The 23,747-nt window shown below is 42.8% G+C and carries 20 protein-coding genes; 10 read left to right on the top strand and 10 right to left on the bottom strand.

Going from position 1 to position 23,747, the window contains the following annotated elements; all coding sequences use genetic code 11:
• Positions 1-176: 176 nt before the first annotated feature.
• From NAF19_RS17640 to glmM, 4 genes are all read right to left on the bottom strand, one after another.
• The gene (locus NAF19_RS17640; RefSeq protein ID WP_252791591.1) at positions 177-413 is read right to left on the bottom strand and encodes a hypothetical protein; all 237 of its coding nucleotides are present in this window, start codon (positions 411-413) and stop codon (positions 177-179) included.
• 95 nt (positions 414-508) lie between these two features.
• On the bottom strand, positions 509-808 hold the full coding sequence (locus NAF19_RS17635) for a hypothetical protein (RefSeq protein ID WP_252791589.1): 300 nt from the start codon (positions 806-808) through the stop codon (positions 509-511).
• A gap of 97 nt (positions 809-905) precedes the next feature.
• Positions 906-2,042 carry a cysteine desulfurase family protein gene (locus NAF19_RS17630; RefSeq protein WP_252791587.1) on the bottom strand — a complete coding sequence of 379 codons (1,137 nt, stop codon included), beginning with the start codon at positions 2,040-2,042 and terminating at the stop codon, positions 906-908.
• 116 nt (positions 2,043-2,158) lie between these two features.
• Entirely contained in the window at positions 2,159-3,547 is a 1,389-nt protein-coding gene (gene glmM / locus NAF19_RS17625) for a phosphoglucosamine mutase (RefSeq protein ID WP_252791585.1), read from the bottom strand.
• A 125-nt stretch (positions 3,548-3,672) separates the two neighbouring features.
• Here glmM and NAF19_RS17620 point away from each other — a divergent pair, with 125 nt between their 5' ends.
• Both NAF19_RS17620 and NAF19_RS17615 read left to right on the top strand, forming a co-directional pair.
• The gene (locus tag NAF19_RS17620; protein WP_252791583.1) at positions 3,673-4,245 is read left to right on the top strand and encodes a phosphatase PAP2 family protein; all 573 of its coding nucleotides are present in this window, start codon (positions 3,673-3,675) and stop codon (positions 4,243-4,245) included.
• Positions 4,246-4,251: 6 nt separating this feature from the next.
• Positions 4,252-4,638 carry a RidA family protein gene (locus tag NAF19_RS17615; protein ID WP_252791580.1) on the top strand — a complete coding sequence of 129 codons (387 nt, stop codon included), beginning with the start codon at positions 4,252-4,254 and terminating at the stop codon, positions 4,636-4,638.
• A 2-nt stretch (positions 4,639-4,640) separates the two neighbouring features.
• Here the strand turns inward: NAF19_RS17615 and NAF19_RS17610 are convergent, their stop codons facing one another.
• The 4 genes from NAF19_RS17610 to ychF form a co-directional block, all read right to left on the bottom strand.
• Entirely contained in the window at positions 4,641-5,342 is a 702-nt protein-coding gene (locus NAF19_RS17610; protein ID WP_252791578.1) for a fibronectin type III domain-containing protein, read from the bottom strand.
• Positions 5,339-10,246 carry a YCF48-related protein gene (locus tag NAF19_RS17605; RefSeq protein WP_252791576.1) on the bottom strand — a complete coding sequence of 1,636 codons (4,908 nt, stop codon included), beginning with the start codon at positions 10,244-10,246 and terminating at the stop codon, positions 5,339-5,341. Before NAF19_RS17605 ends, NAF19_RS17610 begins: the two co-directional genes overlap by 4 nt.
• A gap of 95 nt (positions 10,247-10,341) precedes the next feature.
• Positions 10,342-12,999 (bottom strand): glycoside hydrolase family 2 protein, encoded by a 2,658-nt coding sequence (locus tag NAF19_RS17600; RefSeq protein WP_252791574.1) that lies wholly within the window; start codon positions 12,997-12,999, stop codon positions 10,342-10,344.
• A gap of 244 nt (positions 13,000-13,243) precedes the next feature.
• Entirely contained in the window at positions 13,244-14,347 is a 1,104-nt protein-coding gene (gene ychF / locus NAF19_RS17595; RefSeq protein WP_252791573.1) for a redox-regulated ATPase YchF, read from the bottom strand.
• Between the two features lie 212 nt (positions 14,348-14,559).
• Between ychF and mgtE the strand changes: the two genes are divergently transcribed.
• Positions 14,560-15,951, top strand: coding sequence for a magnesium transporter (gene mgtE, locus NAF19_RS17590; protein WP_252791571.1), 1,392 nt, complete (start codon positions 14,560-14,562; stop codon positions 15,949-15,951).
• 75 nt (positions 15,952-16,026) lie between these two features.
• Complete coding sequence (locus tag NAF19_RS17585) at positions 16,027-16,497, top strand: DUF5362 family protein (RefSeq protein WP_252791569.1); 471 nt, start codon at positions 16,027-16,029, stop codon at positions 16,495-16,497.
• A gap of 87 nt (positions 16,498-16,584) precedes the next feature.
• On the opposite strand, the gene NAF19_RS17580 is transcribed toward NAF19_RS17585, so the two are convergent.
• Together NAF19_RS17580 and NAF19_RS17575 are read right to left on the bottom strand one after the other, a co-directional pair.
• The gene (locus tag NAF19_RS17580) at positions 16,585-16,914 is read right to left on the bottom strand and encodes a DUF3276 family protein (protein ID WP_252791567.1); all 330 of its coding nucleotides are present in this window, start codon (positions 16,912-16,914) and stop codon (positions 16,585-16,587) included.
• Positions 16,915-17,032: 118 nt separating this feature from the next.
• Positions 17,033-18,820: an ABC transporter ATP-binding protein gene (locus tag NAF19_RS17575; RefSeq protein WP_252791565.1), complete on the bottom strand. Its 1,788-nt coding sequence runs from the start codon at positions 18,818-18,820 to the stop codon at positions 17,033-17,035.
• Positions 18,821-19,181: 361 nt separating this feature from the next.
• On the opposite strand from NAF19_RS17575, the gene NAF19_RS17570 reads away from it, so the two are divergent.
• The 6 genes from NAF19_RS17570 (at position 19,182) to coaE (ending at position 23,726) form a co-directional block, all read left to right on the top strand.
• A complete protein-coding gene (locus NAF19_RS17570) occupies positions 19,182-20,267 on the top strand; it encodes a Glu/Leu/Phe/Val family dehydrogenase (RefSeq protein WP_252791563.1) in 1,086 nt (361 codons plus the stop codon).
• A 51-nt stretch (positions 20,268-20,318) separates the two neighbouring features.
• On the top strand, positions 20,319-21,269 hold the full coding sequence (nusB, locus tag NAF19_RS17565) for a transcription antitermination factor NusB (RefSeq protein ID WP_252791561.1): 951 nt from the start codon (positions 20,319-20,321) through the stop codon (positions 21,267-21,269).
• Between the two features lie 13 nt (positions 21,270-21,282).
• Complete coding sequence (locus NAF19_RS17560; RefSeq protein ID WP_252791560.1) at positions 21,283-21,705, top strand: DUF1573 domain-containing protein; 423 nt, start codon at positions 21,283-21,285, stop codon at positions 21,703-21,705.
• 17 nt (positions 21,706-21,722) lie between these two features.
• Positions 21,723-22,049 (top strand): preprotein translocase subunit YajC, encoded by a 327-nt coding sequence (gene yajC / locus NAF19_RS17555; RefSeq protein ID WP_252791558.1) that lies wholly within the window; start codon positions 21,723-21,725, stop codon positions 22,047-22,049.
• Positions 22,050-22,182: 133 nt separating this feature from the next.
• On the top strand, positions 22,183-23,130 hold the full coding sequence (locus tag NAF19_RS17550) for a CdaR family protein (RefSeq protein WP_252791556.1): 948 nt from the start codon (positions 22,183-22,185) through the stop codon (positions 23,128-23,130).
• Complete coding sequence (gene coaE, locus NAF19_RS17545) at positions 23,130-23,726, top strand: dephospho-CoA kinase (protein WP_252791554.1); 597 nt, start codon at positions 23,130-23,132, stop codon at positions 23,724-23,726. The genes NAF19_RS17550 and coaE overlap by 1 nt, the downstream gene beginning before the upstream one ends.
• Positions 23,727-23,747 lie beyond the last annotated feature (21 nt).

The following is a 23,747-nucleotide window of genomic DNA, read 5'->3' as shown; positions in this document are numbered from 1 at the left end:
TTTACACCATGAAGATATACAATTTAACAGACAAATTGCAAGAGCGACCTTATGCCAATTAAAGTGGCAAAATAAAAGCAACTGCAATCGGTAAATGGTGCGGATAACTATCTACCCTGTACCGTCTACAGTTGCTACGTCGCGCCTTGTGATGACACGATTAATGATTGGCTTTTCTATTTAAAAACACCGGCATTCTGGCTGGTATCGCCATCAGCATCTTTGCTGTCTAAACCCCAATTTGGGCCTTCCGGCTCATCGCCGCCTTCGCCCTTATAGGTTTTTGCATCGGGGTTGCCTTTGTTTATTTCGGCAGCGTATTCACCGTTTGCATTCGCAAAAGGTTTTGTAGGATTATCCATATCGGCTTCTTCCTGTTCCCTGGTTTTCGGATCCTGATTATCTGTTATCATAACTTTTATTTTTATTGGTTTAACAACAAAAAGGCTATCAATACCGATAACCTTTTTCTTGTAAATACTGATTTTGTTGTTAGAAATTGGGAGATTTATATCCCTTCTGTACCCGGTTCGTGGCCTACCATCCTACCGGTTGTACGGCCGTGGTTGCTCGGCTTAAAATCTGTTGTAGCATTGCCTACTGAAGGGAATTCTTTATGATTTGGAGGGGTAACGTCATTTTGTTCGCTGTACGAAGCATCACCGCCATCTTGTTGCTGTTCCTGCTCTACTTGTGGCAAGTAGCCGGATTGCTCGTTTTCTGATTCTCTTTTTTCAGGAATTTCGTTCGGGTTACCTTGACCCGGGCGTTCCTGCTCTTTTCCATAATTTTTATTATCTGAATTCATGGTAGTTTTAATTTGTAATTAAATAAATCAACAACTATGCCATAACGATTTATAAAATATCAAATTAAATACCCTGAACGAAAAATCAACAGAAAAATCAAGCGTTAACCAAACACAGCTCGCGAACTTTGGCTACCGTAAAATCAACCTCGTCCTTAGTGCTGTATTTTGAGAATGAGAACCTTACAGACGGCCTTGACGGGCTTGCACCGATAGCAGTAAGCACGTGTGAGCCAATATCGCTGCCCGAGCTGCAGGCGCTGCCGCCCGACGCCGAGATGCCCGCAATGTCCAGATTAAACAACAACATGTCCCCCATTTCCATTTCGGGAAACTGTACGTTCAATACCGTGTATAAGCTTTTAGCAGGGTCGGTTTCGCCATTAAAGCTTATGCCGGCGATGCTTTCTGTCAGCTGGTTCATCATGTAGGTTTTTAAACCTTGTACATGCTGCTGGTGCTCTTCCATTTCGGCGTAGGCAATTTCCAGGGCTTTGGCAAGCCCTACAATGCCGTATATATTTTCGGTACCGCCGCGCATGTTGCGTTCCTGCGCACCGCCGTATATTAAAGGTTTTATTTTAATGCGATGGTTTACATGCAAAAAGCCAACGCCCTTCGGGCCGTGCAGCTTATGCCCGGCACAAACCACAAAATGGGCCTTAAGCTTACTTAGGTCATGCACATAGTGCCCCATGGTTTGCACGGTATCGCAGTGATATATGGCATTGTAAACCTCGCAAAGGTCGCCTATGCGCTCCATGTCTGATAGTGTACCGATCTCGTTGTTTGCGTGCATCAGCGATACAAAGCTGCGTTCGTTAGTCTTCAGCAATGTTTCCAGGTGGTCGTAATCAACGCTACCCTTACTATCTACATCAACAAAGCTCAATTTTATTGTACCCGCCTTTTCAAGCGCTTCCATGGTGTGTAATACAGCATGATGCTCCAAACGGGTGGTAATTGCGTGTTTGATGTTATGGTCGTTTATACCGCAGCGTATGGCCGTATTATCGGCTTCGGTACCACTTGACGTGAAAAATATCTCCGCAGGCGAGGTATGCAGCAAATTTGCAATTGTTTTGCGCGATCGTTCAATCAAAGTACGCGCCTCGCGGCCGTGTGCGTGTATGGAGGATGGATTACCATAGGTATTCTCCATAACTTTATACATTTCTTTTAATACTTCAGGATCAAGCGGCGTAGTGGCAGCATTATCTAAATAAACGCGCATGTAGCAATTAGTGAATTGATGATTTAGTGAATTAGTGATTTGTCCCCTCACTAATCCGCTTAAACTATTATCTGTCTTCTTTCGGACTTCCGGACTTTTCCGACTTTCGGACTAACTTAACTCAGTTTCAAAATCTCATTTATATCGGCTATTATTTTATTGGCTATGTTATTAGCCACCGTTTCGGAATCTGCTTCCGAATAAATGCGGATAATAGGCTCGGTGTTTGATTTGCGCAAATGTACCCATTCTTTGTCAAATTCTATTTTCAGTCCATCAATTGTGCTGTGAGGTTGTTTTTTGTATTTTTCTTCAACCTTTAACAACAGTCCATCAATATCCATCCCTGGTGTAAGGGTAATTTTATTTTTCGAGATATAATAACCGGGATAAGTACTGCGCAGTTGCGATACCGATTTGCCAAATTTAGCCAGGTGGGTTAAAAATAAAGCTATGCCAACTAAAGCATCCCTTCCGTAGTGCAAATCCGGGTAAATTACCCCGCCGTTGCCTTCGCCGCCAATAACCGCGTTAACTTCTTTCATTTTATTCACCACGTTCACCTCTCCTACTGCAGCTGCATGGTATTCGCCGCCGGCGTTTTCAGTAACATCACGCAGTGCACGGGTCGATGACAGGTTTGATACTGTATTGCCTTTTTTGTTTTTCAATACATAATCGGCAACAGCCACCAGTGTATATTCCTCGCCAAAAACATTACCGTCCTCGCTTACAAAGCACAGGCGGTCAACGTCGGGGTCGACTGCTATACCCAAATCGGCACGTTTGTTCAACACTTCTTTTGACAGCGCTACCAAGTTTTCGGGCAGCGGTTCCGGGTTGTGTGGAAAATTACCATCGGGTTCGCAGTACAATTCGAAAATTGTTTTTACGCCAAGTGCCCTCAATAAAGCAGGTACAAATATTCCCCCGGTTGAGTTAACGCAATCAATAGCTATTTTAAAATTGGCTTTGGTAATGGCTTCAACATCAACCAACGGCAAAGCCAATACTTTATCAATATGTTTTTGCAGGTAGCTGTCATCAAGGGTAAGCTTGCCCAAATCGTTTACATCAGCAAACTTAAAATCGCTATTTTCGGCAATTTCGAGCACCTCTTTGCCATCGGCATCACTAATGAATTCGCCATCGGCATTCAGCAATTTAAGTGCGTTCCATTGTTTGGGGTTATGGCTGGCGGTTAAAATTATGCCGCCGGCAGCTTTTTCATCGGGTACCGCAACTTCCACCGTTGGGGTTGTCGAAAGGCCGATATCAACCACATCGATCCCCAAACCTTGCAGCGTACCAATCACCAGGCTGTTCACCATGCTGCCGGATATACGTGCATCGCGGCCGATAACAATTTTTTTGATACCGCTTTTGCTAACGGCCCAGCTGCCGTAAGCAGCTGTAAATTTTACAATATCTAACGGGGTTAAACCCTCGCCCACCGCACCGCCTATGGTGCCTCTTATTCCCGAAATTGATTTTATTAATGTCAAAGCGTAAATATTATTGTGGCGCAAAAATAAGATATTTAACCAAAGCAATAATAAAAATCGCATAGTTTTAAGCCCCGGCTATTTAATTATATTTACCGCGTTAATCATATAACCATAAATAATCAATGCCCGATTTCCTTATTCAGCTCGACCGGCATCTTTTTTATTTCATCAACCACGACCTTGCGAACCCGTTTTTCGACTGGATCATGCCCTTTTTGCGCAACCCAAAATTCTGGATACCGCTATACCTGTTTATCATCGGCTTTTGTATTTATAAGTATAAGAAACAAGGATTGATCATCATCATCCTGTTAGCCCTTTCGGCCGGGTTTGCTGATTTTACCAGCGCAAGCATAGTAAAACAATTAGTTAAGCGCGACCGCCCCTGCCGCGATGTTGTGGTGTCGAAAACTGATATCGTCCGCGTAAGCTGCGGCACCGGCTACAGCTTCCCCTCAACACACGCTACCGACCACTTTGCTATGGCCTTTTTCCTCATTATGTTGTTTCACAAAAAATGGCGCTGGATATGGCTTTGGGCGATATTATGGGCCGGCACCATTTGTTTTGCGCAGGTGTATGTCGGGGTGCATTTTCCAATAGATGTTATTTGTGGTGCCTTGTATGGAATTTTAGTGGGATGGTTGTTTTCGTTGTTGTTTAAGAAAATGCAACCCACATTTGATTTAAAATAGAGTAACATGCCCGTTATAAAACACAATCCCGAAGGCGTATTTCCGCCATACAGAAGCTATAGCCACGCCGTTGAAGTAAAAGGCGATTCGAGCCTACTGATAATAAGCGGGCTAAATGGTTATTTGGCCGACGGGCAAACCATGCCCGATAGTTTTGAAGAACAGGGCGAAATTATCTGGCAGTATATTGGCACTATATTAAAATCAGCAGGAATGGGCTATGAAAACGTTGTTTCCATCCGCACTTATTTGGCCGACCCATCGTACGATGAGGTCAATGTACAATTGCGGATGAAATATATGGGCGACAATAAACCGGCATCAACCGTTATCTGTTGCCAACTCCTCGAACCAAAATGGAAGCTGGAAGTTGAGGCGATGGCGGCTAAATAAAATCAATTGGTGCTAAATTGAACTATATCCGAAGTTGACGAATTGCCGTGGCTGTCAAAAGTTACGACTTTCCAGTAATATTTTGTTTTAGAGGCTGCCGCAACCCCATCCAGACTCGTTGTTGAACTACCTTGTTTAATTACTGGCGGATTCGGATCCGTTCCAAAATAGATATCGTAATTAACAATATCATTATCAGCATCGCTGCCATGCCAGCTCAATGATATTTGGCCACTGGCCGACACTGTCACAAATTGACCCAGGGCAGGTGTTAAACCATCTGCCGGGAAAGGCGCATATGACACCACACCCTGACCCGAATTGTAAAATTTCCACGAATCGCTTGTTGCAGTAGAACTGTTAGCGTTTGATTTTGATATTACTTGCCACGAATAAGGCGTATTTTGTAAAAGGCTAACGTTTAGCTGGGTTTGAGTGGTGTTATGCGTTTCAGTTGATTGTGTAAGCAGGTTTTTGATACTCACATCGTAGCTGTCTGTATTGGCTGATGGGTTCCACTTCAGTTGCACTGAACTTTCAGTCGATGACGTTATGGTACCCGATATGCAGAGCGCATTCAGTTCAGGGAAAACCAATAATGCAGCGACAGGGGGTTGCGCTAACGGCTTTGGATCGCCTGACTTATGGCTGCCACAGCCGGATATAATCACTACAAATATCATTGAATAGAGTAACGATCTCATTTTTTTGCGATTTTAAATACGGTTGATGTTTGACCGAGTGTCAGTTTTAAAAGATAAATTCCTTTATCGAAGCCCGTTGCATCAATGCTGATTTGCCCGTTGTTGTTAACCAATTGTTTTTTATAGAGTGACCTGCCCAGCGCGTTTGCTATTTCAACCCCTACCGTTGTTTCGGGGCTGCTACCAAGGTTGATACTAAAACTATCAACAAATGGGTCGGGGAATAACGTGATCTTATTAAGATTGATATATTTTTCTATAACGCCCTGGCAAAGCCTGTCAGAGTAAACCTTTAATTTATTGGCTCCGTCAGCCAATGGCAAGTTTAGCTGCGTGTTGTTTGTTTGGTACTTATTGCCATTCAGTTCAATAAAATAACTATCTGCACCCGAAAGATTTAAAGTAAGCGTCTTATTATCGGCATTTATAGTGCTGTATAAAGCCAGGTCTTTCGGCTCGGTAACTTCGGCGGTATAACAGCGCTGAAAGTTTACACTGTCCTTTATGCCAATACAGGCATTATATGTCCCCGGCACCAGGTTATCAACCTTAAGGCTATCGGTAAATGAATAATTTTTATTGAATCCAGACGGGCCCGTTACAGCTACTGTGTAATTAAGCGCCTGTTGCGCCTTAATGGTTATTATTCCATTGTTGCTGCCTTTACAAGTAACGCCATTTATTTTAACGGTGAAATTATTTTCAGGTAAAGTAAAACTGCCTTTTATAATCGCTACGTTTAGAGTTGCAGATTTCTTAATATTTAATGTTGAATTGACTTCTGTAACCGTAATTTTACCCGGGCCAGGGTCTCCCCAGTTTACAGTTACCTGGTTATCTAAGGGGGTAACCGACGTGGCATTTGTACCTGACCATGTGTAGGTCGTATTAGGTTGAACTAGTGTAGAATAAAGTGCATCTATCGCATGCTCATTCACCGTGTCCGGGCCCGTAACTACAGGATCTGGTACCGCTAAAACATCGATGTTTATCGTTCGCGCCCCGCCATCAGCGCAGCCGTTGTAAGGGGTTACCTTTAGTGTATATTTACCTGCTGTTTTCCAGGATATAAGCGCAGTATTATTCTGGTAGTCAATATCAGCGGCGCCGGATGTCGTCCATCTATAATAGGTATTATCGATAGGTGGTATCGAATACGTGTTTTTTGCCGAGGCCACCACGGTGGTATCACCGGTTATATAACCTGCACTTGCAGGCGCAGAATCGGCATCACTGAACTTAGCGAATAAATCAATCGAATAATTACTCGTAAATAACACTCCATCGTTTACAGAAAAAAAAGATGGGGTCCTGGTAAATTGCACTATCAGTTGCCAGGTTATGCCGCCGTCCTTTGTTTGGTAAAATTCGCCTCCAATCATTAAGTAGGCAGTGTTATTGTTTGCAAATTTCAGGGCCGAAACAGGTTGTGAAAATTGCGTAAGAATCTTCGTCCAGGTGTTACCACCATCAGTCGTGCGGAAAATGAGGCCATTTGCACAGGCAGCAAGCCCAACCTGCGCATTGGCAAAATTAACTACCGTAATATATTCACCTTCGCCCACCGTTTGCTTAGTCCACGTGGTACCTCTATCATTACTTTTAAAAAGATAGCCGCTGGCGGTGAAACCAGTGCTTGCATCGGCAAAACTTATTGCCGATCGATATCCGTTCATAGATGGGAGAGAGATTTTTTCCCATGTAACACCTCCGTCTGTTGTCCTGAAGGAATCATAATCAGTATAGTAAAACCCTTCCTGGGAATCAAAAATATATATTCTCCTAATTGGATTGTTGCTGTCGGTGTTGCTTTTAACCCAGGTTTGGCCACCGTTTACAGTTTTAAAAAGATTATTGCCACTTGCATAATAGCCTACATCAACAGTTATAAACTGGCCGGCTACAACCTGGTCCGGATAAAAAGGTATATTCATATCCTTCCATGTAATGCCGCCATCTATTGTTTTTAAGCTCTGGTAGGCAAAGACATACCCCGCACCCGACGCGAAAAGATTGCCATCAACGGTGCCTTGCGGTGCCAGATTTGATCGTTGCGTCCATGGTCCGCTTCCACTTTTCAGGTATATGGTATTATTGCTACCCACAGCGCAGAACTTATCTCCCGTTTTGTTAATCGCAATGCCACCCGCCGATCCGGCCACAACTATGTTTTCATTGTTCCATGTTAGGCCGCCATCTGTTGTTTTATAAATTACCTGTGACGAAAGCCCGCCAAAACAATACCCGGTAGTTGTATTCACAAAGTATAACCGAAAAAACGATACAGGTATGCCAATATTACTGGCTATATTCCACGATTGGCCGCCGTTTGTCGTCTCTAGAAGCTCGCCATGATTGTCTATTATATACCCGATTGTGGCGTTTACGAAAGTTATATCTGTTAATCTCCTGGTGGACTCCAGAAAATCCAGTGGAATATTTTGCCAGGTATTGCCGCCATCTGTTGTATGAATAAGCGTGTGTGCTGCTCCACAAATAAATCCATTATTTTCATCTAAAAACCATGCTGAATATAACTCGCCAGTAGGATTGTAAGCCGATTTCGACCAGCTTTTGCCACCATCTAAGGTTTTAAAAATACCTGTACTGCCGAATGTATATCCCACATTTGCTGAATGGAAATACATATTGTTTAACCCTGGATACGCAGCAGCCGGCGAAGTAATAGAAAACCAGGTATTGCCGCCATCATCGGTTTTCATCATGGCATTGTTATTTGTGCCTAAAATATAGCCTGTTTTAGGATCCGGAAATTTTACAAATTTCGCAGCTGTATATGTACCAGTGTTAATAATCTTCCATGTATTTCCGTTATCGTCAGAGGTTAAAATTTTGCCGGCATCCGTAACAGCTACTATACGCGCCCCTGCGTATACAGCATCGGCGATGTTATTGCCAAGATCATTGAATGTTGGGGTGCAAACGGCCGCAGCGGGGTTGAAGGATGCATTGGTTAATTTTATGACAAAGTTTTTTTCAACCGATGCTGTAGCGCTTACAGCCTTTATACGTATAGAAAATGTATTTTGAGATGCAAAATTAAAGGTAGATGCAGTTTTAAGTGATCCTGCTTCTATCTTAAAACTTTTATTATCATCACTGCCAGCTCCACTAACAAGTTGAAACTGATACCCGGAAGTCCCGCCGTTTAAATTGAATGTGCCCACGGTTGTGTTAAGTGCCGAGCTTCCGTCTATTGAAGTGTTGCTTAACGAAAATTTGGGATTATTGTCGGCAAATGTTATTGACTTGAATAGTCCGTCCGGGGGTAAAAAATCCCCTGTGGTATTACCCGCTGCAGTTCCTTTCAAATTTGTAATGAAATTATTTTGTCCGTTGTTATCATTACTTTTTATTACTAGTGTGCCGGCGGTTTGCCCTTCTTTACCCGGGGAGTATATAAGGTTAAAATTTGCAGATGCCCCTGCCGCTAATGTTTGCGATGGCTGGCCATTAACATAAAAAGATCCTCCGGACACGCTGATATCGCCAAAAATCAAGTCCTTTTGCCCGTTGTTAGTTATAGCCACCAATTCAACAACGGTACTATTCGCCTGCGAAGTAAAGTCGACGTTTCCTCCGTTAGGCGCGGCATTGTGGTTTATGGAAACCGATATTTGCGGTGTGGATACGCTGCTCCATAAGTCGTAAGTATTTGCAATCGAATCAAACACGGTAAAATAAAGACCACCATTGGCATCAAATATAGTTTTCGGGCTTTTTGGCTGCTGCACGGCAATTTGTGCATTCGTTCCATCGAATTGCCAGATTTGTTCACTGCTGATAAAATACATTTTCCCGCCTGATATAATAGGGGAAATGGAATTTTCAGATATCGCCTCGGATACTTTCACAGTACCCGCTTCCGTACCATCACTTGTCCACAATTTATGCTCGTTGGCGTCGAAAAAATAGAGTTTATTATTAAAGGTTATAAAGTTATAATTTGTGGAGTGATCCTGGTCGAATGATTTTAAAGCTACCGTACCGGCAGCCGTGCCATCGCTTACCCAAAGCTGATTTTTATCTGTCTGAAAATTGACTGTTTGATTACCTGTAAAATAAAGTTTAGAGCCAGCGGCAGTAAAATCATCAACGTGAGAGCTGCCGTACATTGGTGACGTAAAAGAATGAAGCAAAACAGGCTTATTATCAACCGGGTCGATAACATACACGCGGGGATCGTTATCGTTAAGATCGTTACTGGTAACAAAGTAAAGTTTATTCCCGGCATTTAACAGTTTATCAACCCGGTAATATTCATCTACATTAATTTGATGAGCATTTCCCTGGCTACCATCTGTTCGCCATAACTTATAATTTTGACTAAAGTATGTGTAATTCCCGACAATTATAAGTTGCGAGATATAGGCATTATTGCTGTACACCTTAACTGTGCCTGCTGTGGTACCATCTGTTTTCCAAATACCATTATTTGAACTGTCGTTTTCTGATGCAGTAAAATATAGCGATCCCTTAAAAATGAAAAATGCTTCAGGCTGACTGCCGGCTCTTAACGAGGGGTTTATGTCTTTTATCATTATAGTACCGCTGGCCGTGCCGTCGCTCTGCCATAACTCAACACCGTGGATACCGTCAGTAGCCGAAAAATAAACTTTATTATTAAAAGCAAATAATGAGGCGACGTTTGATGCACTCCGACCTGGATTAATATCTTTCACCATAGCGCTGCCACCACCGGTACCATCAGTTTTCCATAGTTCAATACCATGTACGCCATCATCAGCCGCAAAAAGCACATTGCCGTTCAAATTAGCCGATGCCCCTATTGAAATAAACTTTTTTACCAGCGTTTGGGAACTAGCTGAAAAACCAGTTAACAAGCTGATAATTAGTGAAATAATAACTATTTTCCTGAACATTATTATTGTGACAAGGTTTATATATCCTGCGTTCTAATGTAAATAAAAATTTAATCAGAGCGCAAAGATTTTTCACCTTAAAATACCGTTTAGTTCTATTTTGTAGCTATGATTTGCTCTTTCAAATTCCACCCGCCTACACTAACAATAGGCACATTTTTAAATTTACCGGCATCATAATTTATAGTAATAGTTTTGTGCTCACCGGGCAATACCGACACATAGTTATCGCTATAAAACACCGGCAACAGGCGGTTGCCACTTTGCGCATCGACTAATGAGAGGCGGTTAAAAAATGCTACCGGTGCATTCGAAGGGTTGCTCAGGGTAACTTCTACTGTTCCTGGCGCAATTTGCCTGGCAACGGTTTCCAATTGCGATGCCGCCATCTTTTTAAGACCGGAGTAAACGCCTTTTTCATCGGGCAACCAGTACAGGTTATCGCTTACAATATTTTTGTTTACATCAGTTAAACGCAGCGAAAGAAAAACGCCTTCTTTTTTGGCGAGATTATCGATGCCCTCTTTCATCGGGATAAAACCTTTAACGGATTGCGGCTGTATTTCTTCAAAAACCTGGGTAAGCAGGCGTTCTTTGCCTTGTATATCATAGGTTTTAACTGATAGCATTAAATCGCGGCGGGTGGTGAAGGTATTGTTTACGATGGTAACCATGCCATCAAGCGGGTTATACATTACGTGCAGTGGTTCGCTGCCGCTGTGGAGGCCATAGAGGCAGGCATTGGGATCGAGATAGTAGTCGTACATCTGCCCGCGCATAGCAGTCCATGGGTTTTGAGTTTTCCAGATGATTACACCTGTATACCAATCCCACATCCGGTTGCTGAAACCTTCCATCAGCGCGCGGTACTGGTTATAGTTAACCAGCTGTGCCTTCGCTGCAAAATCTTTGGCATCGGTAGCCTTGCCATAAGGCTCGATAGATGCATCGTAGCCAATATACTTATGGTAATCCCAAACAGAATCGACTTTTGATTTTTTCTTATTGTCAGCATTAAACTCCGGCGCTACCAGGTTGCCGGTAGGTATAAAGCGTTTTAACGATTCAAAATCATTAATGCCCACGGAGCCGATCTCGGAGTTAAACGGAAACGTGTGGACTTTCCAGAATGCCGAATCAGGCTGGATTCCATACGGACCATCGCCATTGCCGCCAAGTGTGTTGAGCGACATTTTATCAGAATTTGAATATTCAACAAACCAGCGGGTGTTATCTAATTTCGGTAAAATGGTATCGCGAACTGCCAGCAGTATATCTTCGGGCGGGGTTATCTCGTTACCACCGCACCATATTGCCAACGACGGATGGTTACGCACCAGCTTTATTTGGTCAATAAGCGATTGTACATACAGTTTATGGTCATCCGGGTATTTGCGGCGAACCCATTGGTCGTCTTTTTTCATTGGGTCCATCCAGCGGCCATTGGCATCGCCCGATATCCAAAAATCCTGAAAAACCAGCAGGCCAGACTCGTCGCAGGCGTTGTAAAATTCCGGCCGCTCAACCAAGGCCCCACCCCAAACACGGATAAGGTTAAGGTTCATATCGCGGTGAAAACGCACCTCAGCATTATACCGCGCATCCGAAAAGCGCAGCATGGCATCGGATATGATCCAGTTACCACCTTTTATAAATATTTTTTGGCCGTTAACCAATACCTGGCGGCTTTTGGTTTGTTCGTTCCAGCTTGTCTGTATTTCCCTTACCCCAACGTTTACCTCTGTTTTATCAGAAACTTTGTTGGCGATATTAAATTGGATGGAGCTTTTATACAGGCTTTGTTTCCCATAGCCATTTGGCCACCATAACTTAGGATTGTTTAAAACCAAATCGCCCAGGTTAACGTCTATTGACGAATTGGGTTTTACAACTACATTTTTCACCACCCGCTGCCCGTCAATATTAAATTGCAGCACACCACTTACCGCTTTACTGGTTGGGTTGGTTAAAGTTGCCGATGATTTAATTATTGCAGGCTGCTGTTTACCCTCAACCTGCCTTACCCCCGGCACAACGGTTATTACATGCGGATCGGTAATTCTTACAGCCCCGGTGGTTTCAATGGTCACTTTATCCCAGATGCCGGTGTTGCGGTCGTGCATGGGTTGTATCCAATCCCAGCCGGCTGTGTATTGCAGTCCCACATTTTTGGCGATCTGCCCGTCGCCACCCTGGCCGCCATTGGCGTTGCCAACCGGGTCTGGCGGATAAACCAATACTGCCAGGCGGTTTCTGCCCGTTTTGTTTATTAACCCTGTTATATTATAAGTCTGCCGCAAAAACATACCGAAGTGTGTTTGCCTATTTACTTTTTTACCGTTTAAATAAACCTCGCAGCTATAATTAACGCCCCTTAAATTCAGATAAACCTGGTTATTGCCATTTGCCGCAGTCTGCGTAAAATCTTTAACAAACCAATAGGTGTAATAATCGCGATCGGTATCAAAAATATCTTTTATGCGGGCGTTGTTCATCCCCCAAAAAGGATCGGGCACCAGTTTATTATTCAACAGCGTAGTTAATACAGTGCCGGGTACTGTGGCAGGCAGCCAGTTGTCAATTTGGTAATCAGTATTTGAAATTTTCAGTCCATCAGCTTTTACATCGCTGATTTTTTGGCATTTCCAGCCCTGGTTTAGCTCGAAACTGGTTTGTGCAGATGCCAGTAAAAACGGGAAGAATAAGAGGATAAAAACAGAAACGTTTTTTACGGAGAATTTAAAAGCGGCCATAGGTAGTTTTAATGGCCGTAAAGGTAAAAAAAATATGGTGATGGGTTAAAATTGACGCACGGAAATAATCAATTTGTCATTCTGAGCGATAGCGAAAAATCTTCAACGCGCGACATTCACGCTTGATAGATATTCGCGCGACTTGTCGCTTTGATACCTATCGCAAGTATAAGATTTTTCGCTATGCTCAAGAGATAGTTCTTCGCTATCGCTCAGAATGACAAAGAATTATTATTAAACAGGTTTACACATTAAACCTAAAGTGCATGATATCTCCATCCTGCACAATGTAGGTTTTGCCCTCAATACCCATCTTGCCATTTTCTTTGATGGTAGCCTCAACACCGTTGAATTTCACAAAGTCTTCAAATTTAATTACCTCGGCGCGGATAAAGCCTTTTTCAAAATCGGTATGGATTACGCCTGCTGCCTGCGGGGCAGTAAAGCCTTTAGTAATTGTCCAGGCGCGTACTTCCTGAACACCAGCGGTGAAGTAAGTTGCCAGGTTAAGCAATTTATAGGCAGCCTTTATCAGTTTGTTTACACCCGATTCGGTTAAACCCAAATCATCCAAAAACATCTGGCGCTCTTCGTAAGTTTCCAGCTGCGAAATTTCTGATTCAATTTGTGCCGATATGATCAGCACCTCGGCATTTTCTTCCTTAACAGCTGCTTTAACACGTTCAACATAAGCATTACCGGTATTAACTGAAGCTTCGTCAACGTTGCAAACATACATTACCGGTTTGGCAGTTAACAGCCATATATCTTCAATATATTCTTTGTCTTCTTCGGCAACAGGAGCCGTGCGGGCAGATTTGCCTGACAACAAATGGTTTTTGTAAACAGTCAGCACATCAAAGGTCTTTTTCGCTTCTTTGTCGCCGCCGGTTTTGGCCATTTTTTCAACCTTCTGGATTTTCTTTTCTATTGAATCCAAATCTTTCAGCTGCAGTTCGGTATCGATAATCTCTTTATCGCGGATAGGGTCGACAGAACCATCAACGTGAATCACATTATCATTATCAAAGCAACGTAAAACGTGAATGATGGCATTGGTTGAGCGTATATTGGCCAAAAACTGGTTGCCCAAACCTTCGCCTTTGCTGGCGCCTTTAACAAGACCTGCTATATCAACAATCTCGATAACATTTGGCACCACATTTTTAGGATTAACTATTTCGGTAAGCTTGGTAAGGCGCTCATCCGGCACGGTTATTACGCCCACATTCGGCTCGATAGTGCAAAAAGGAAAGTTGGCCGCCTGCGCTTTAGCATTCGACAAACAATTAAAAAGAGTTGATTTACCCACGTTTGGTAAACCTACTATACCACATTGAAGTCCCATTATTAGTTGATTAAGTTGATTAGGTGAGTGGTTGATTGAGTTAAGAATTGACGAGGGCGAAAACAAACTCAATCAACCTAATCAACTTAATCAACCCCTCACTAAAAAGCTGCAAAGATAACAGAAAAAATTGCCCGGTTTTTGAAAAAATAAACGACTTTTGCGGCGGCACAAAATGAGGCAAAAATAAATATGTAAAAGGAGGCTTTTTTATGGAAGAGATGGTTGACCAAATAAATGTATTGTTGGAAAATGAGGACAAAGCCCAGCTACAGGAATATTTGAACAGCCTGAATATATCAGATGTTGAAGAGCTGATAGGTGAACTTCCCGAAAATGGCCCCTTGTTTATTGAAACGCTGTCGCTAAACCGCGCAGTAAATGTTTTCCGTATCCTCGATTTCCCCACACAGGAGCGTATTATCAAAAAACTTTCGGGCGAAAGAGTAGCCGGGCTAATAAATGAGCTCCCGCCGGATGACCGTACTTCACTCTTCGCCGAACTGCATGGCGATGCCGTTCAAAAGCTTATCCTGCATTTATCTCCTGCCGACCGCAAGGAAGCGTTATCGCTTTTAGGCTACGAGGAAGATTCTGTAGGCAGGTTGATGACGCCTGACTATATCGCCGTAAAAAAAGAATGGGATGTGGAACGTGTACTATCGCACATCAGGCGCTATGGTAAAAACTCAGAAACGATTGATGTTATTTATGTGATTGATAAAGGCGGGGTTTTGCTGGACGATATAAGGATACGCGAAATATTGCTGGTAAAACCTGAAACCAAAATTACCGATCTGATGGACGGCCGCCTGATATCATTAAGCGCAAGCGATCCGCAGGAAGATGCCATTAATGTGTTCAGGATGAATAACCGTACGGCTTTACCGGTGGTCGACTCGCAAAATATATTGTTAGGAATTGTAACGGTTGATGATATTTTGTGGATAGCCAATGAAGAATATACCGAAGATATTCAGAAAATTGGTGGTACCGAGGCTTTAGATGAACCTTACCTGGACATTAACCTGTTCAGACTGGTAAAAAAACGGGTAGGCTGGCTGATCATTCTTTTTTTAAGCGAGATGCTTACCTCGACCGCTATGCAGTATTTCAACGATGAGATTGCAGTAGTAATTCAACTTACATTTTTTATCCCGCTCATTATGTCGAGCGGTGGAAACAGTGGTTCGCAGGCATCGACACTTATTATACAGGCCATGGCCCTTGGCGAGGTAACTATAGCAGACTGGTGGCGGGTAATGCGCCGCGAAATACTTTCGGGCCTCATGCTGGGCGCCATACTGGGCACTATAGGCTTTTTACGTATTGAAGTATGGGCCTCATTCAGCAAAATTTACGGGCCACACTCATTGTTAATTGCGTTCACTGTCGGTATTTCGCTAGTTGGTATAGTACTTTGGGGTTCGCTGGCTGGCTCAATGCTGCCAATATTGATGAAGCGTTTAAAACTCGACCCTGCAACGTCGTCGGCCCCATTTGTGGCCACCCTGGTTGACGTTACCGGGCTTATTATCTATTTTTCTATTGCTTCGTTGATAATGCACGACATATTAATACATCACATAGCGCATCACAAATAATTTTCGACGCGTGTTGTTTAGTTATTGATAGTTTTTAACTTTAGTGTAATCTAAAACTCTAAAACAATTCAATAAATGCAAACAACGGAAAATTTTGTGGACCCGGGCGCGGGGCTGGTTTTAACACCTGAAGCGCAAACTTACCTCCGCGAATCGGGCAAATGGGCCAATTTTTTAGGAATCATAGGCTTTGTAATGTGTGGCCTGTTTCTTATCCTATCGCTTTTTGTAGGGACACTAATGACCATGATGGCCCAGATATCGCCGATATACGCAGCAATGCCAGCCGCCGTAGGGGGTGTCGTTACAGCAGTTTTTATTCTGTTTGATATCCTTTATTTTTTCTTCGCCCTCTATTTATACCAGTTTGGTTCCAAAATTAAAAAAGGCCTCAGCTTTGGCGACTCAGAACAGGTTACAACTGCTCTAGGGAAACTAAAATCGTTCTTTAAACTTTGGGGTATTGTTACAATAGTTATACTTTGCCTTTATGCTTTAGAAATTGTGGTTGGAATTATCATCGGCATTGCCGTATCTCACCGGTAACGCATTATACAAATACCTCTAAAAAAACCCCTGCTTGTTTAACAGGCAGGGGTTTAAAAATGGTTAGTTTAGTTAGTTTGTTTCTCTTTATATCTCGAATGAGAAGTCCTCATCGGCTGTTTTAGCAACTTCCTGGGCTTCGCTGTATTCGTAGCGTTTTTCAACTACTTCCTGGTTAGCTTTAATATACTCAATGGTATCCTTCAAGCCGTCAGCAAATTTTTCAAAATCTTCTTTATATAAAAAAATCTTGTGCTTGATAAAAACGCCGTCCTCTAACCGTTTTTTGCTTTCGGTTATAGTAACATAATAATCGTTTGAACGGGTCGCCTTTACGTCAAAAAAATAAGTCCGCTTCCCCGCCCTTACCTTCTTTGAATAAACCTCTTCACGCTCTCTGTTTTCAAAATCTCCCATAATATTAAATGTCGTAACTAGTTTTGGTTGGCATAAATATAAATAATTTTTCAAAGAGCAAGTATTTATTCCAACATTATTAAGCTTTTGTTGAAATTATTCGAATTTTCAACACATTTCAGGCACTTTCTTCTTCTTCAAGCAGTTGTTTTTCATACAACTCGAAATAAGTACCCTTCTGCTCCATCAGGTAATTGTGGGTACCCTGTTCAATTATTTCGCCGTTATCCATCACCAAAATTTTATCTGCATTTTTTATGGTCGATATCCGGTGGGCAATTATGATGCTGGTTTTTCCCAGCATATTCCGGCCCAAATTGCTCAATATTTCTTCCTCGGTCCGGGTATCAACCGCCGACAGGCAATCATCAAAAATAAGTATTTGCGGGTGCTTAACTATCGCCCTTGCAATTGATACCCGCTGCTTTTGCCCGCCCGAAAGTGTTACTCCCCGCTCCCCTATCAACGTTTCAAAGCCATCCTCCAATTCCATTATGTTTGCATACACTGCAGCGTCTTTTGCGGCCTGGCTTACCTTGTCCATCTCAAGTACATCGGCACTAAAGGCAATGTTGTTGGCTATGGTGTCTGAAAACAGGAATACTTCCTGCGGCACAAAGCCAATTTGCGAACGGTAGCCTTCCAAATTGAGGCCGGTTATTGGCTGCCGGTCAATCAAAATCTCACCGCCGGTGGTATCATACATCCGCATTATCAAATTGGCTATGGTTGACTTACCCGAACCCGTACGGCCAATAATAGCGATCATCTCGCCGGGGTTAGCCGCAAACGACACATTTTTCAGCGCCTGTATGCCTGTATCAGGATAAACGAACGATACATTATTAAAAGCAATATGCCCGGCTACCGGTACTTTTGCAACATTTGGCGAAATAATTTCGGACTGCTGGCTCAAAAACTCATTTATCCTTTTTTGCGAAGCGGCCGCCCGCTGAATCAAAGATGTTACCCAGCCCAGCGCAATAACCGGGAACGATAACATATTAAGATATACTATGAACTCAGCAATATTACCGGGTGTGATGTTACCCTTCATTACTTCAACGCCGCCCACATACATGGTAATTACATTGCTTAGCCCCACCAGCAGCAGCATAACGGGGTAAAACATGGCCTGTACTTTAACCAGTTCCATTGAGTGGGTTTTGTAGTCCTCGCTCTCGGCTGCAAACTTCTGTTTCACATTCCTTTCGCGCACATATGATTTGATTACCCTGATACCCGAAAAATTCTCCTGCACAAAACTGGAAAGCGCTGATAAGCGCTGTTGTATTTTTTCGCTGCGGTAGTTAATGGTATTGTTTACATAGTATATTATAACAGCCAGGATAGGCAATGGCAGCACCGACCAAATTGCCAGCGATACATTCACCGTGAGCATTACATATATAGCCATAATAAACAGCACCACTGTATTGATAGTGTACATAATGCCCGGCCCAAGGTACATGCGTACACGGCTTACATCTTCAGTTACACGGTTCATCAGGTCGCCTGTGTTATGGCGGCGGTAAAAGGCAAGTGATAGTTTTTGGTAGTGGTGATAGATCTCGTTTTTAAGATCAAACTCGATATGCCGCGACATCAGGATAATGGTTTGCCGCATAAAAAACAGGAACAGCCCCCGTAATAGTGCTAAAACCAGTACCAGCGCGCCAAACAGCAATAAGCTGGAGCCAAAAATCTGGTAAATAAGCCCCTGCCGGTTAAAACCGGAAAACAGGCGGTACATGGCAATATTCTCTGTAACCAAATCAAGAGCCTGGGCAATAACTTTTGCCGGTAGGATGCCAAAAATGTTTGAAATGATAACAAACAGCACGCCCGGGATAAGGTGCCAGCGGTATTTAACGAAGAATTTATTGAGGTATGCGAGGTCTTTCATAAGAAGAAAGTCCGAAAGTCCGGAAAGTCCGAAAAGTCGGAAAAGACCAAAAGTAGGATATTGGATTTAAATATTCAATACGCTGGCAGGTAAAGCCGGAAAGATTACAATCTGTCCAAACTATATGCATCAAACTCAGAATTAAGCAACTTTCCGCCTTTCCCGACTTTTCAGACTTTCCGGACTTTCAGACTTCCGACTTCCGACTTCAGACTTCAGACTTCCGGACTTCCGACTTCAGACTTCAGACTTCCGACTTCAGACTTTCCCGTCTCCTCCCCAACAAAAAATTTGCGTCTATAAAAAAAACCTCTACTTTTGTCCGGAGCCCTAACAAAAATAATTTACTTTGTCGCTACTGATGCCAAATTCAAACCCCAGTGAATCAATTTTTAGCCAGCTCGAGGCTTACGGGCACAAGAAAGTTGTTTTTTGCAGCGACCCGGATACCGGCTTAAAAGCAATCATCGCCATTCATGATACCACGCTGGGTCCTGCCCTGGGCGGAACGCGCATGTGGGCCTACAAAACCGAAGCTGATGCTTTGTATGATGTGTTGCGCCTGTCAAAAAGTATGACCTACAAATCTGCTATTGCTGGTCTTAACCTGGGTGGTGGTAAAGCCGTTATTATAGGTGATTCAAGAAAAGATAAATCTGAGGCCCTGTTGCGCAAATTTGGCCGTTTTATAAAAAACCTCAACGGCGAATTTATTACAGCTGAAGATGTGGGCACCAACCCGCGCGATATGGAGTACATCCGTATGGAAACGCAACACGTTATGGGTGTACCAGAAACCATTGGCGGCAGCGGCGACCCATCCCCTATTACTGCGCTTGGCGTTTTTATGGGAATAAAGGCATGCGTAAAGGAACTTTATGGGGTTGATACATTAACCGGTAAATCGGTAATTGTGCAGGGAATTGGTCAGGTAGGCGAAAACCTGGTAAAGCTGCTGCGCGACGAAAACGCCAAGGTTTTCATCAGCGATATTAACGAGGAGCGCCTGGGCCAGGTGTCAAAAAAATATAATGCCGAGGCTGTTTCAAATCATAAGATTTTCGATATCGACGCCGATATTTACGCACCGTGTGCACTGGGGGCAACCATTAATACCGAAACCATCGAAAAACTAAAATGCGCCATTGTCGCCGGCTCGGCCAATAACCAGCTGCAAGATGAAAGCATCCATGGGCAAATGCTGCTTGACAAAGGCATTTTATTTGCGCCTGACTATGTGATAAATGCAGGCGGAATTATCAACTGTTACTCGGAACTGATGGGCTTTAGCAAGAAAAGGACCATGCAGCTTACCGAAAATATTTATGAAGCTACGCGCAATGTTTTAAAACTTTCGAAAGCCGAAAGTATTTCTACCATAGAGGCGGCAAACAAAATTGCTGAAAAACGCATTGCAGATATAAAAAAAGTGAAATCAACCTATTAAAATTCAACAGAATTCCTTTATTTTTGCCGAAACAAATTCGTTCTTATAAAAATGTTAAACCGCAGACACCTCAGGGTAAAAGTTCTTCAGTCGTTATACGCTTATCACCAATCAAACAGCGGCGACATCAAGCAGCATGAAAAAAATTTATTGATAACAATTGACAAGGTATATGAAATGTATATCTGGATGTTGTCATTAATATCAGAAGTGACGAGCTATGCTGAAAATGATGCCGAAGAAAGGGCAACCAAGCACTTACCCACAGCCGACGACCTGAATGCTAATCTTAAAATATTAAGCAACAGGTTTATTCTCTCGTTACATCAAAACAAAGAATATTTAGCCGGCCTGAAAAAATATAAAGTGGCATGGGATTTTGAGCCCGAGCTGGTAAAGTCGCTATTTATCCTTCTTAAAAAATCGGAAGACTACCAGGAATACCTGAAAAAAACCGGCGATACCATACAAACTGATAAAGACATTATTAAATTCATTTTCAAAAAAGTGATTTTAAAATCGCCATTAGCCGAGCAGGTTTTTGAAGATAAGTTTTTATACTGGCCGGTTGATAAGGATGTACTGCAGGCGCTGATTGCAAAAACATTTAAAAACTTCTCATTTGACAATCCACAGGAAAACAAGCTGGCCGAAGTAACAGGAAACTGGGATGAAGACCGCGAATTTATTGTAAACCTGTTTGAAGAAAGCATACGCCATAACGATGAATACCAGGCGCTGATAACCGGCAAAACCCAGAACTGGGAGCCCGACCGTATTGCCATGATGGATACATTGTTGATGAAAATGGCAATTGCCGAGTTTGCCAACTTCTCGTCAATACCTGTAAAAGTTACTATAAACGAGTACCTGGAGATTTCGAAAGAGTTTAGTACGCCAAAGAGTAATTCGTTTATTAACGGTATATTAGACAAAATTTTAGCCGACCTTAAAGCACAAAACAAAGTGAAGAAAATCGGCAGGGGTTTAATTGAGGAATAATATCATTAAAATAATGAAAAAACTGTTTTTAAGCTTAATAGCGGCAGGAATGTTGTTAACTGCCTGCAACTCGAACCAAACCGGGGCAAGTGCAAACACCACCACTGCAAATGCTGCAGACGCGCCGGTATTGAAATTTGAAAAAGACACCCGGGATTTTGGCAAAATTAAACGCGGCGACAAAGTTACCTACGATTTTAAATTCACTAATACAGGTAAGTCGCCATTGATTATTACCGATGCGGTTGCAACTTGCGGCTGTACCAAACCCGAAGTGCCAAAAGCCCCTATTAAACCGGGCGAAAGCGGCAATGTACACGTCACTTTTGACAGCGCCGGCAAACTTGGTTTGCAGGATAAGCAAATTACAGTTACTGCCAATACCAACCCGGCCCAAACGCGGGTGCATTTAATTGGCGAGGTAACACTTAACTAATAAATATATAATTTAAAATGATAGCAACTGTTTTATTACAAGCCGCAGGCGGTGGCCTTGGTGTGCAGCAATTAGTAGTATTTGGACTAATTGCCATAGTGTTTTATTTCTTTATGATCAGGCCACAGGTTAAAAAGCAAAAAGACCAAAAAAAATACGTTAACGAACTGAAAAAAGGAGACAAGGTTGTAACTACTGCCGGCATCCACGGAAGAATTATTGACCTTAACGAAACCACCTTTTTAGTAGAGGTTGATAATGGTAAAATCCGTTTTGATAAGTCGGCGATATCTTTAGAAGCGTCTAAAGCATTGAATACGCCGCCGGTGGTAACGAAAGCTTAGATAAAAGGCAAAAGGTAAAGGGCGAAAGGTTAAAGTAGCCCGTATTTAAAAAAGATAAAGGGCGGAAGGTAAAAGGCGAGGCATGGTTCTCACCTTTTACCTTTCGCCTTTAACCTTTAACCTCTCTTTAAAAATGGCAATAATCAAATTATCTGCAACAGAACGAAGGCGGGCATCAGCATTTTTTACATGCCTGGTACTGGCCATTTTGGCGTGGGTATTTACTGTATTGTCAAACAGCTATAGTTATACCGTTAAAGAGATCTTAAACTTTAAAAATACGCCGCAAAGGCGGGCTTTCCATTCACTGCAGTCCGACACGGTGAATGCCACCCTTAACGGGAGTGGCTGGCAAATGCTGTTTGCTAAAATGCATAAAGAAGCAAACACAATTACCATTGACCTGAGGACCCTCGAAACTAAAAGCTACGTGGTACTAAGCTCACAGCTCGGCCTGATTAATGATAAAAAAGAAATTAGCCAGCAAATTACCGGCTTTAGCCCCGACACGCTTTACTTTGATTTTTCGAACCGGAAAGTAAAAAGGATACCGATTGAATTGGTGAGCGCGGTAAAATATAAACGCCAGTTCGCTCAATCGGGCAATATTATCCTTAACCCGGCCTATGTTATTGTTAACGGCCCGGCCAATGTTATTGACAACATTACATCCTGGAAAACAGATACGCTGCAAATGGACAGCGTTAGCGAAACGGTGAGCAAACGTGTAACGCTACAGCCGGTAAAAGAGGGCAATTTAAGCGTTGTGCCCAAAAGCACACAGGTAAACATCCCTGTTGATGAATTTACCGAAAAAACCCTGGAGATACCCGTTAAGCTGGTTAACAACCGTAACTATGACGATGTAAAAGTCTTTCCGCAAAAGGTAAAGGTTACATTTACCACCTCATTGGCAAAATACGCCCAAACCGACGAAGATTTTTTTGAGGCTACAGCCGACCTGGATCTTTGGCGCAAACGTGGTTATAAGACTTTGCCGGTGGTAATTTTCAAATCACCTGCGTTCACCAAAATAGTGAAGATTGAACCCCAAAACATCGACTTTATTATTAAAAAATAATGCTTAAAGTAGGCTTAACCGGTAATATAGGCAGCGGCAAAACCACTGTAAGCAAGGTGTTTGAAGTATTGGGCGTTCCTGTTTTTTATGCTGATGACGCGGCAAAATCGGTAATGGTTTCCGACCCGGTACTGATTGCCGGGATTAAATCAACATTTGGCAATTCATCGTATTTTGATGATGGCACTTTGAACCGCAAGCATATTGCAGGTATTGTTTTTAACGATGCAGAGCAATTGGCCAAGCTAAATGCACTGGTGCACCCGGCAACTTTCAGGGCGTTTGACGAATGGGTAAAAAACGTTAAAGCCGATGCACCTTATGTTTTAAAAGAGGCCGCATTACTGTTTGAAAGCGACTCGTACAAAATGTGCGATTATTCAATCACCATCCGGGCTCCCTTTGAAACCCGTATAAAAAGGGTAATGCAACGCGACCACTTAACCCGGGAAGAGATTGAAAGCCGTGAATCAAAGCAGTTTTCAGAAGAAAAAAAGTCAACCCTGGCCGATTTTATAATTGTTAATGACGATGTACAACTGGTAATACCGCAGGTTTTGGAATTGCACCATAAATTTTTGTCATTGGGTCATTGAATTTACCTCTTAAGACCCACA

It is taken from the genome of Mucilaginibacter flavidus (assembly GCF_024055575.1).
Taxonomy (GTDB): Bacteria; Bacteroidota; Bacteroidia; order Sphingobacteriales; family Sphingobacteriaceae; genus Mucilaginibacter; species Mucilaginibacter flavidus.
This window is presented reverse-complemented; position numbering and strand designations above follow the sequence as displayed.

What these genes read in the sequence shown, in the direction of transcription:
- NAF19_RS17640 (WP_252791591.1), bottom strand. Translation starts at nt 413, where the DNA reads ATGATAACAGATAATCAGGATCCGAAAACCAGGGAACAGGAAGAAGCC.
- NAF19_RS17635 (WP_252791589.1), bottom strand. Translation starts at nt 808, where the DNA reads ATGAATTCAGATAATAAAAATTATGGAAAAGAGCAGGAACGCCCGGGT.
- NAF19_RS17630 (WP_252791587.1), bottom strand. Translation starts at nt 2,042, where the DNA reads ATGCGCGTTTATTTAGATAATGCTGCCACTACGCCGCTTGATCCTGAA.
- NAF19_RS17620 (WP_252791583.1), top strand. Translation starts at nt 3,673, where the DNA reads ATGCCCGATTTCCTTATTCAGCTCGACCGGCATCTTTTTTATTTCATC.
- NAF19_RS17615 (WP_252791580.1), top strand. Translation starts at nt 4,252, where the DNA reads ATGCCCGTTATAAAACACAATCCCGAAGGCGTATTTCCGCCATACAGA.
- NAF19_RS17610 (WP_252791578.1), bottom strand. Translation starts at nt 5,342, where the DNA reads ATGAGATCGTTACTCTATTCAATGATATTTGTAGTGATTATATCCGGC.
- NAF19_RS17605 (WP_252791576.1), bottom strand. Translation starts at nt 10,246, where the DNA reads ATGTTCAGGAAAATAGTTATTATTTCACTAATTATCAGCTTGTTAACT.
- NAF19_RS17600 (WP_252791574.1), bottom strand. Translation starts at nt 12,999, where the DNA reads ATGGCCGCTTTTAAATTCTCCGTAAAAAACGTTTCTGTTTTTATCCTC.
- ychF (WP_252791573.1), bottom strand. Translation starts at nt 14,347, where the DNA reads ATGGGACTTCAATGTGGTATAGTAGGTTTACCAAACGTGGGTAAATCA.
- mgtE (WP_252791571.1), top strand. Translation starts at nt 14,560, where the DNA reads ATGGAAGAGATGGTTGACCAAATAAATGTATTGTTGGAAAATGAGGAC.
- NAF19_RS17585 (WP_252791569.1), top strand. Translation starts at nt 16,027, where the DNA reads ATGCAAACAACGGAAAATTTTGTGGACCCGGGCGCGGGGCTGGTTTTA.
- NAF19_RS17580 (WP_252791567.1), bottom strand. Translation starts at nt 16,914, where the DNA reads ATGGGAGATTTTGAAAACAGAGAGCGTGAAGAGGTTTATTCAAAGAAG.
- NAF19_RS17575 (WP_252791565.1), bottom strand. Translation starts at nt 18,820, where the DNA reads ATGAAAGACCTCGCATACCTCAATAAATTCTTCGTTAAATACCGCTGG.
- NAF19_RS17570 (WP_252791563.1), top strand. Translation starts at nt 19,182, where the DNA reads ATGCCAAATTCAAACCCCAGTGAATCAATTTTTAGCCAGCTCGAGGCT.
- nusB (WP_252791561.1), top strand. Translation starts at nt 20,319, where the DNA reads ATGTTAAACCGCAGACACCTCAGGGTAAAAGTTCTTCAGTCGTTATAC.
- NAF19_RS17560 (WP_252791560.1), top strand. Translation starts at nt 21,283, where the DNA reads ATGAAAAAACTGTTTTTAAGCTTAATAGCGGCAGGAATGTTGTTAACT.
- yajC (WP_252791558.1), top strand. Translation starts at nt 21,723, where the DNA reads ATGATAGCAACTGTTTTATTACAAGCCGCAGGCGGTGGCCTTGGTGTG.
- NAF19_RS17550 (WP_252791556.1), top strand. Translation starts at nt 22,183, where the DNA reads ATGGCAATAATCAAATTATCTGCAACAGAACGAAGGCGGGCATCAGCA.
- coaE (WP_252791554.1), top strand. Translation starts at nt 23,130, where the DNA reads ATGCTTAAAGTAGGCTTAACCGGTAATATAGGCAGCGGCAAAACCACT.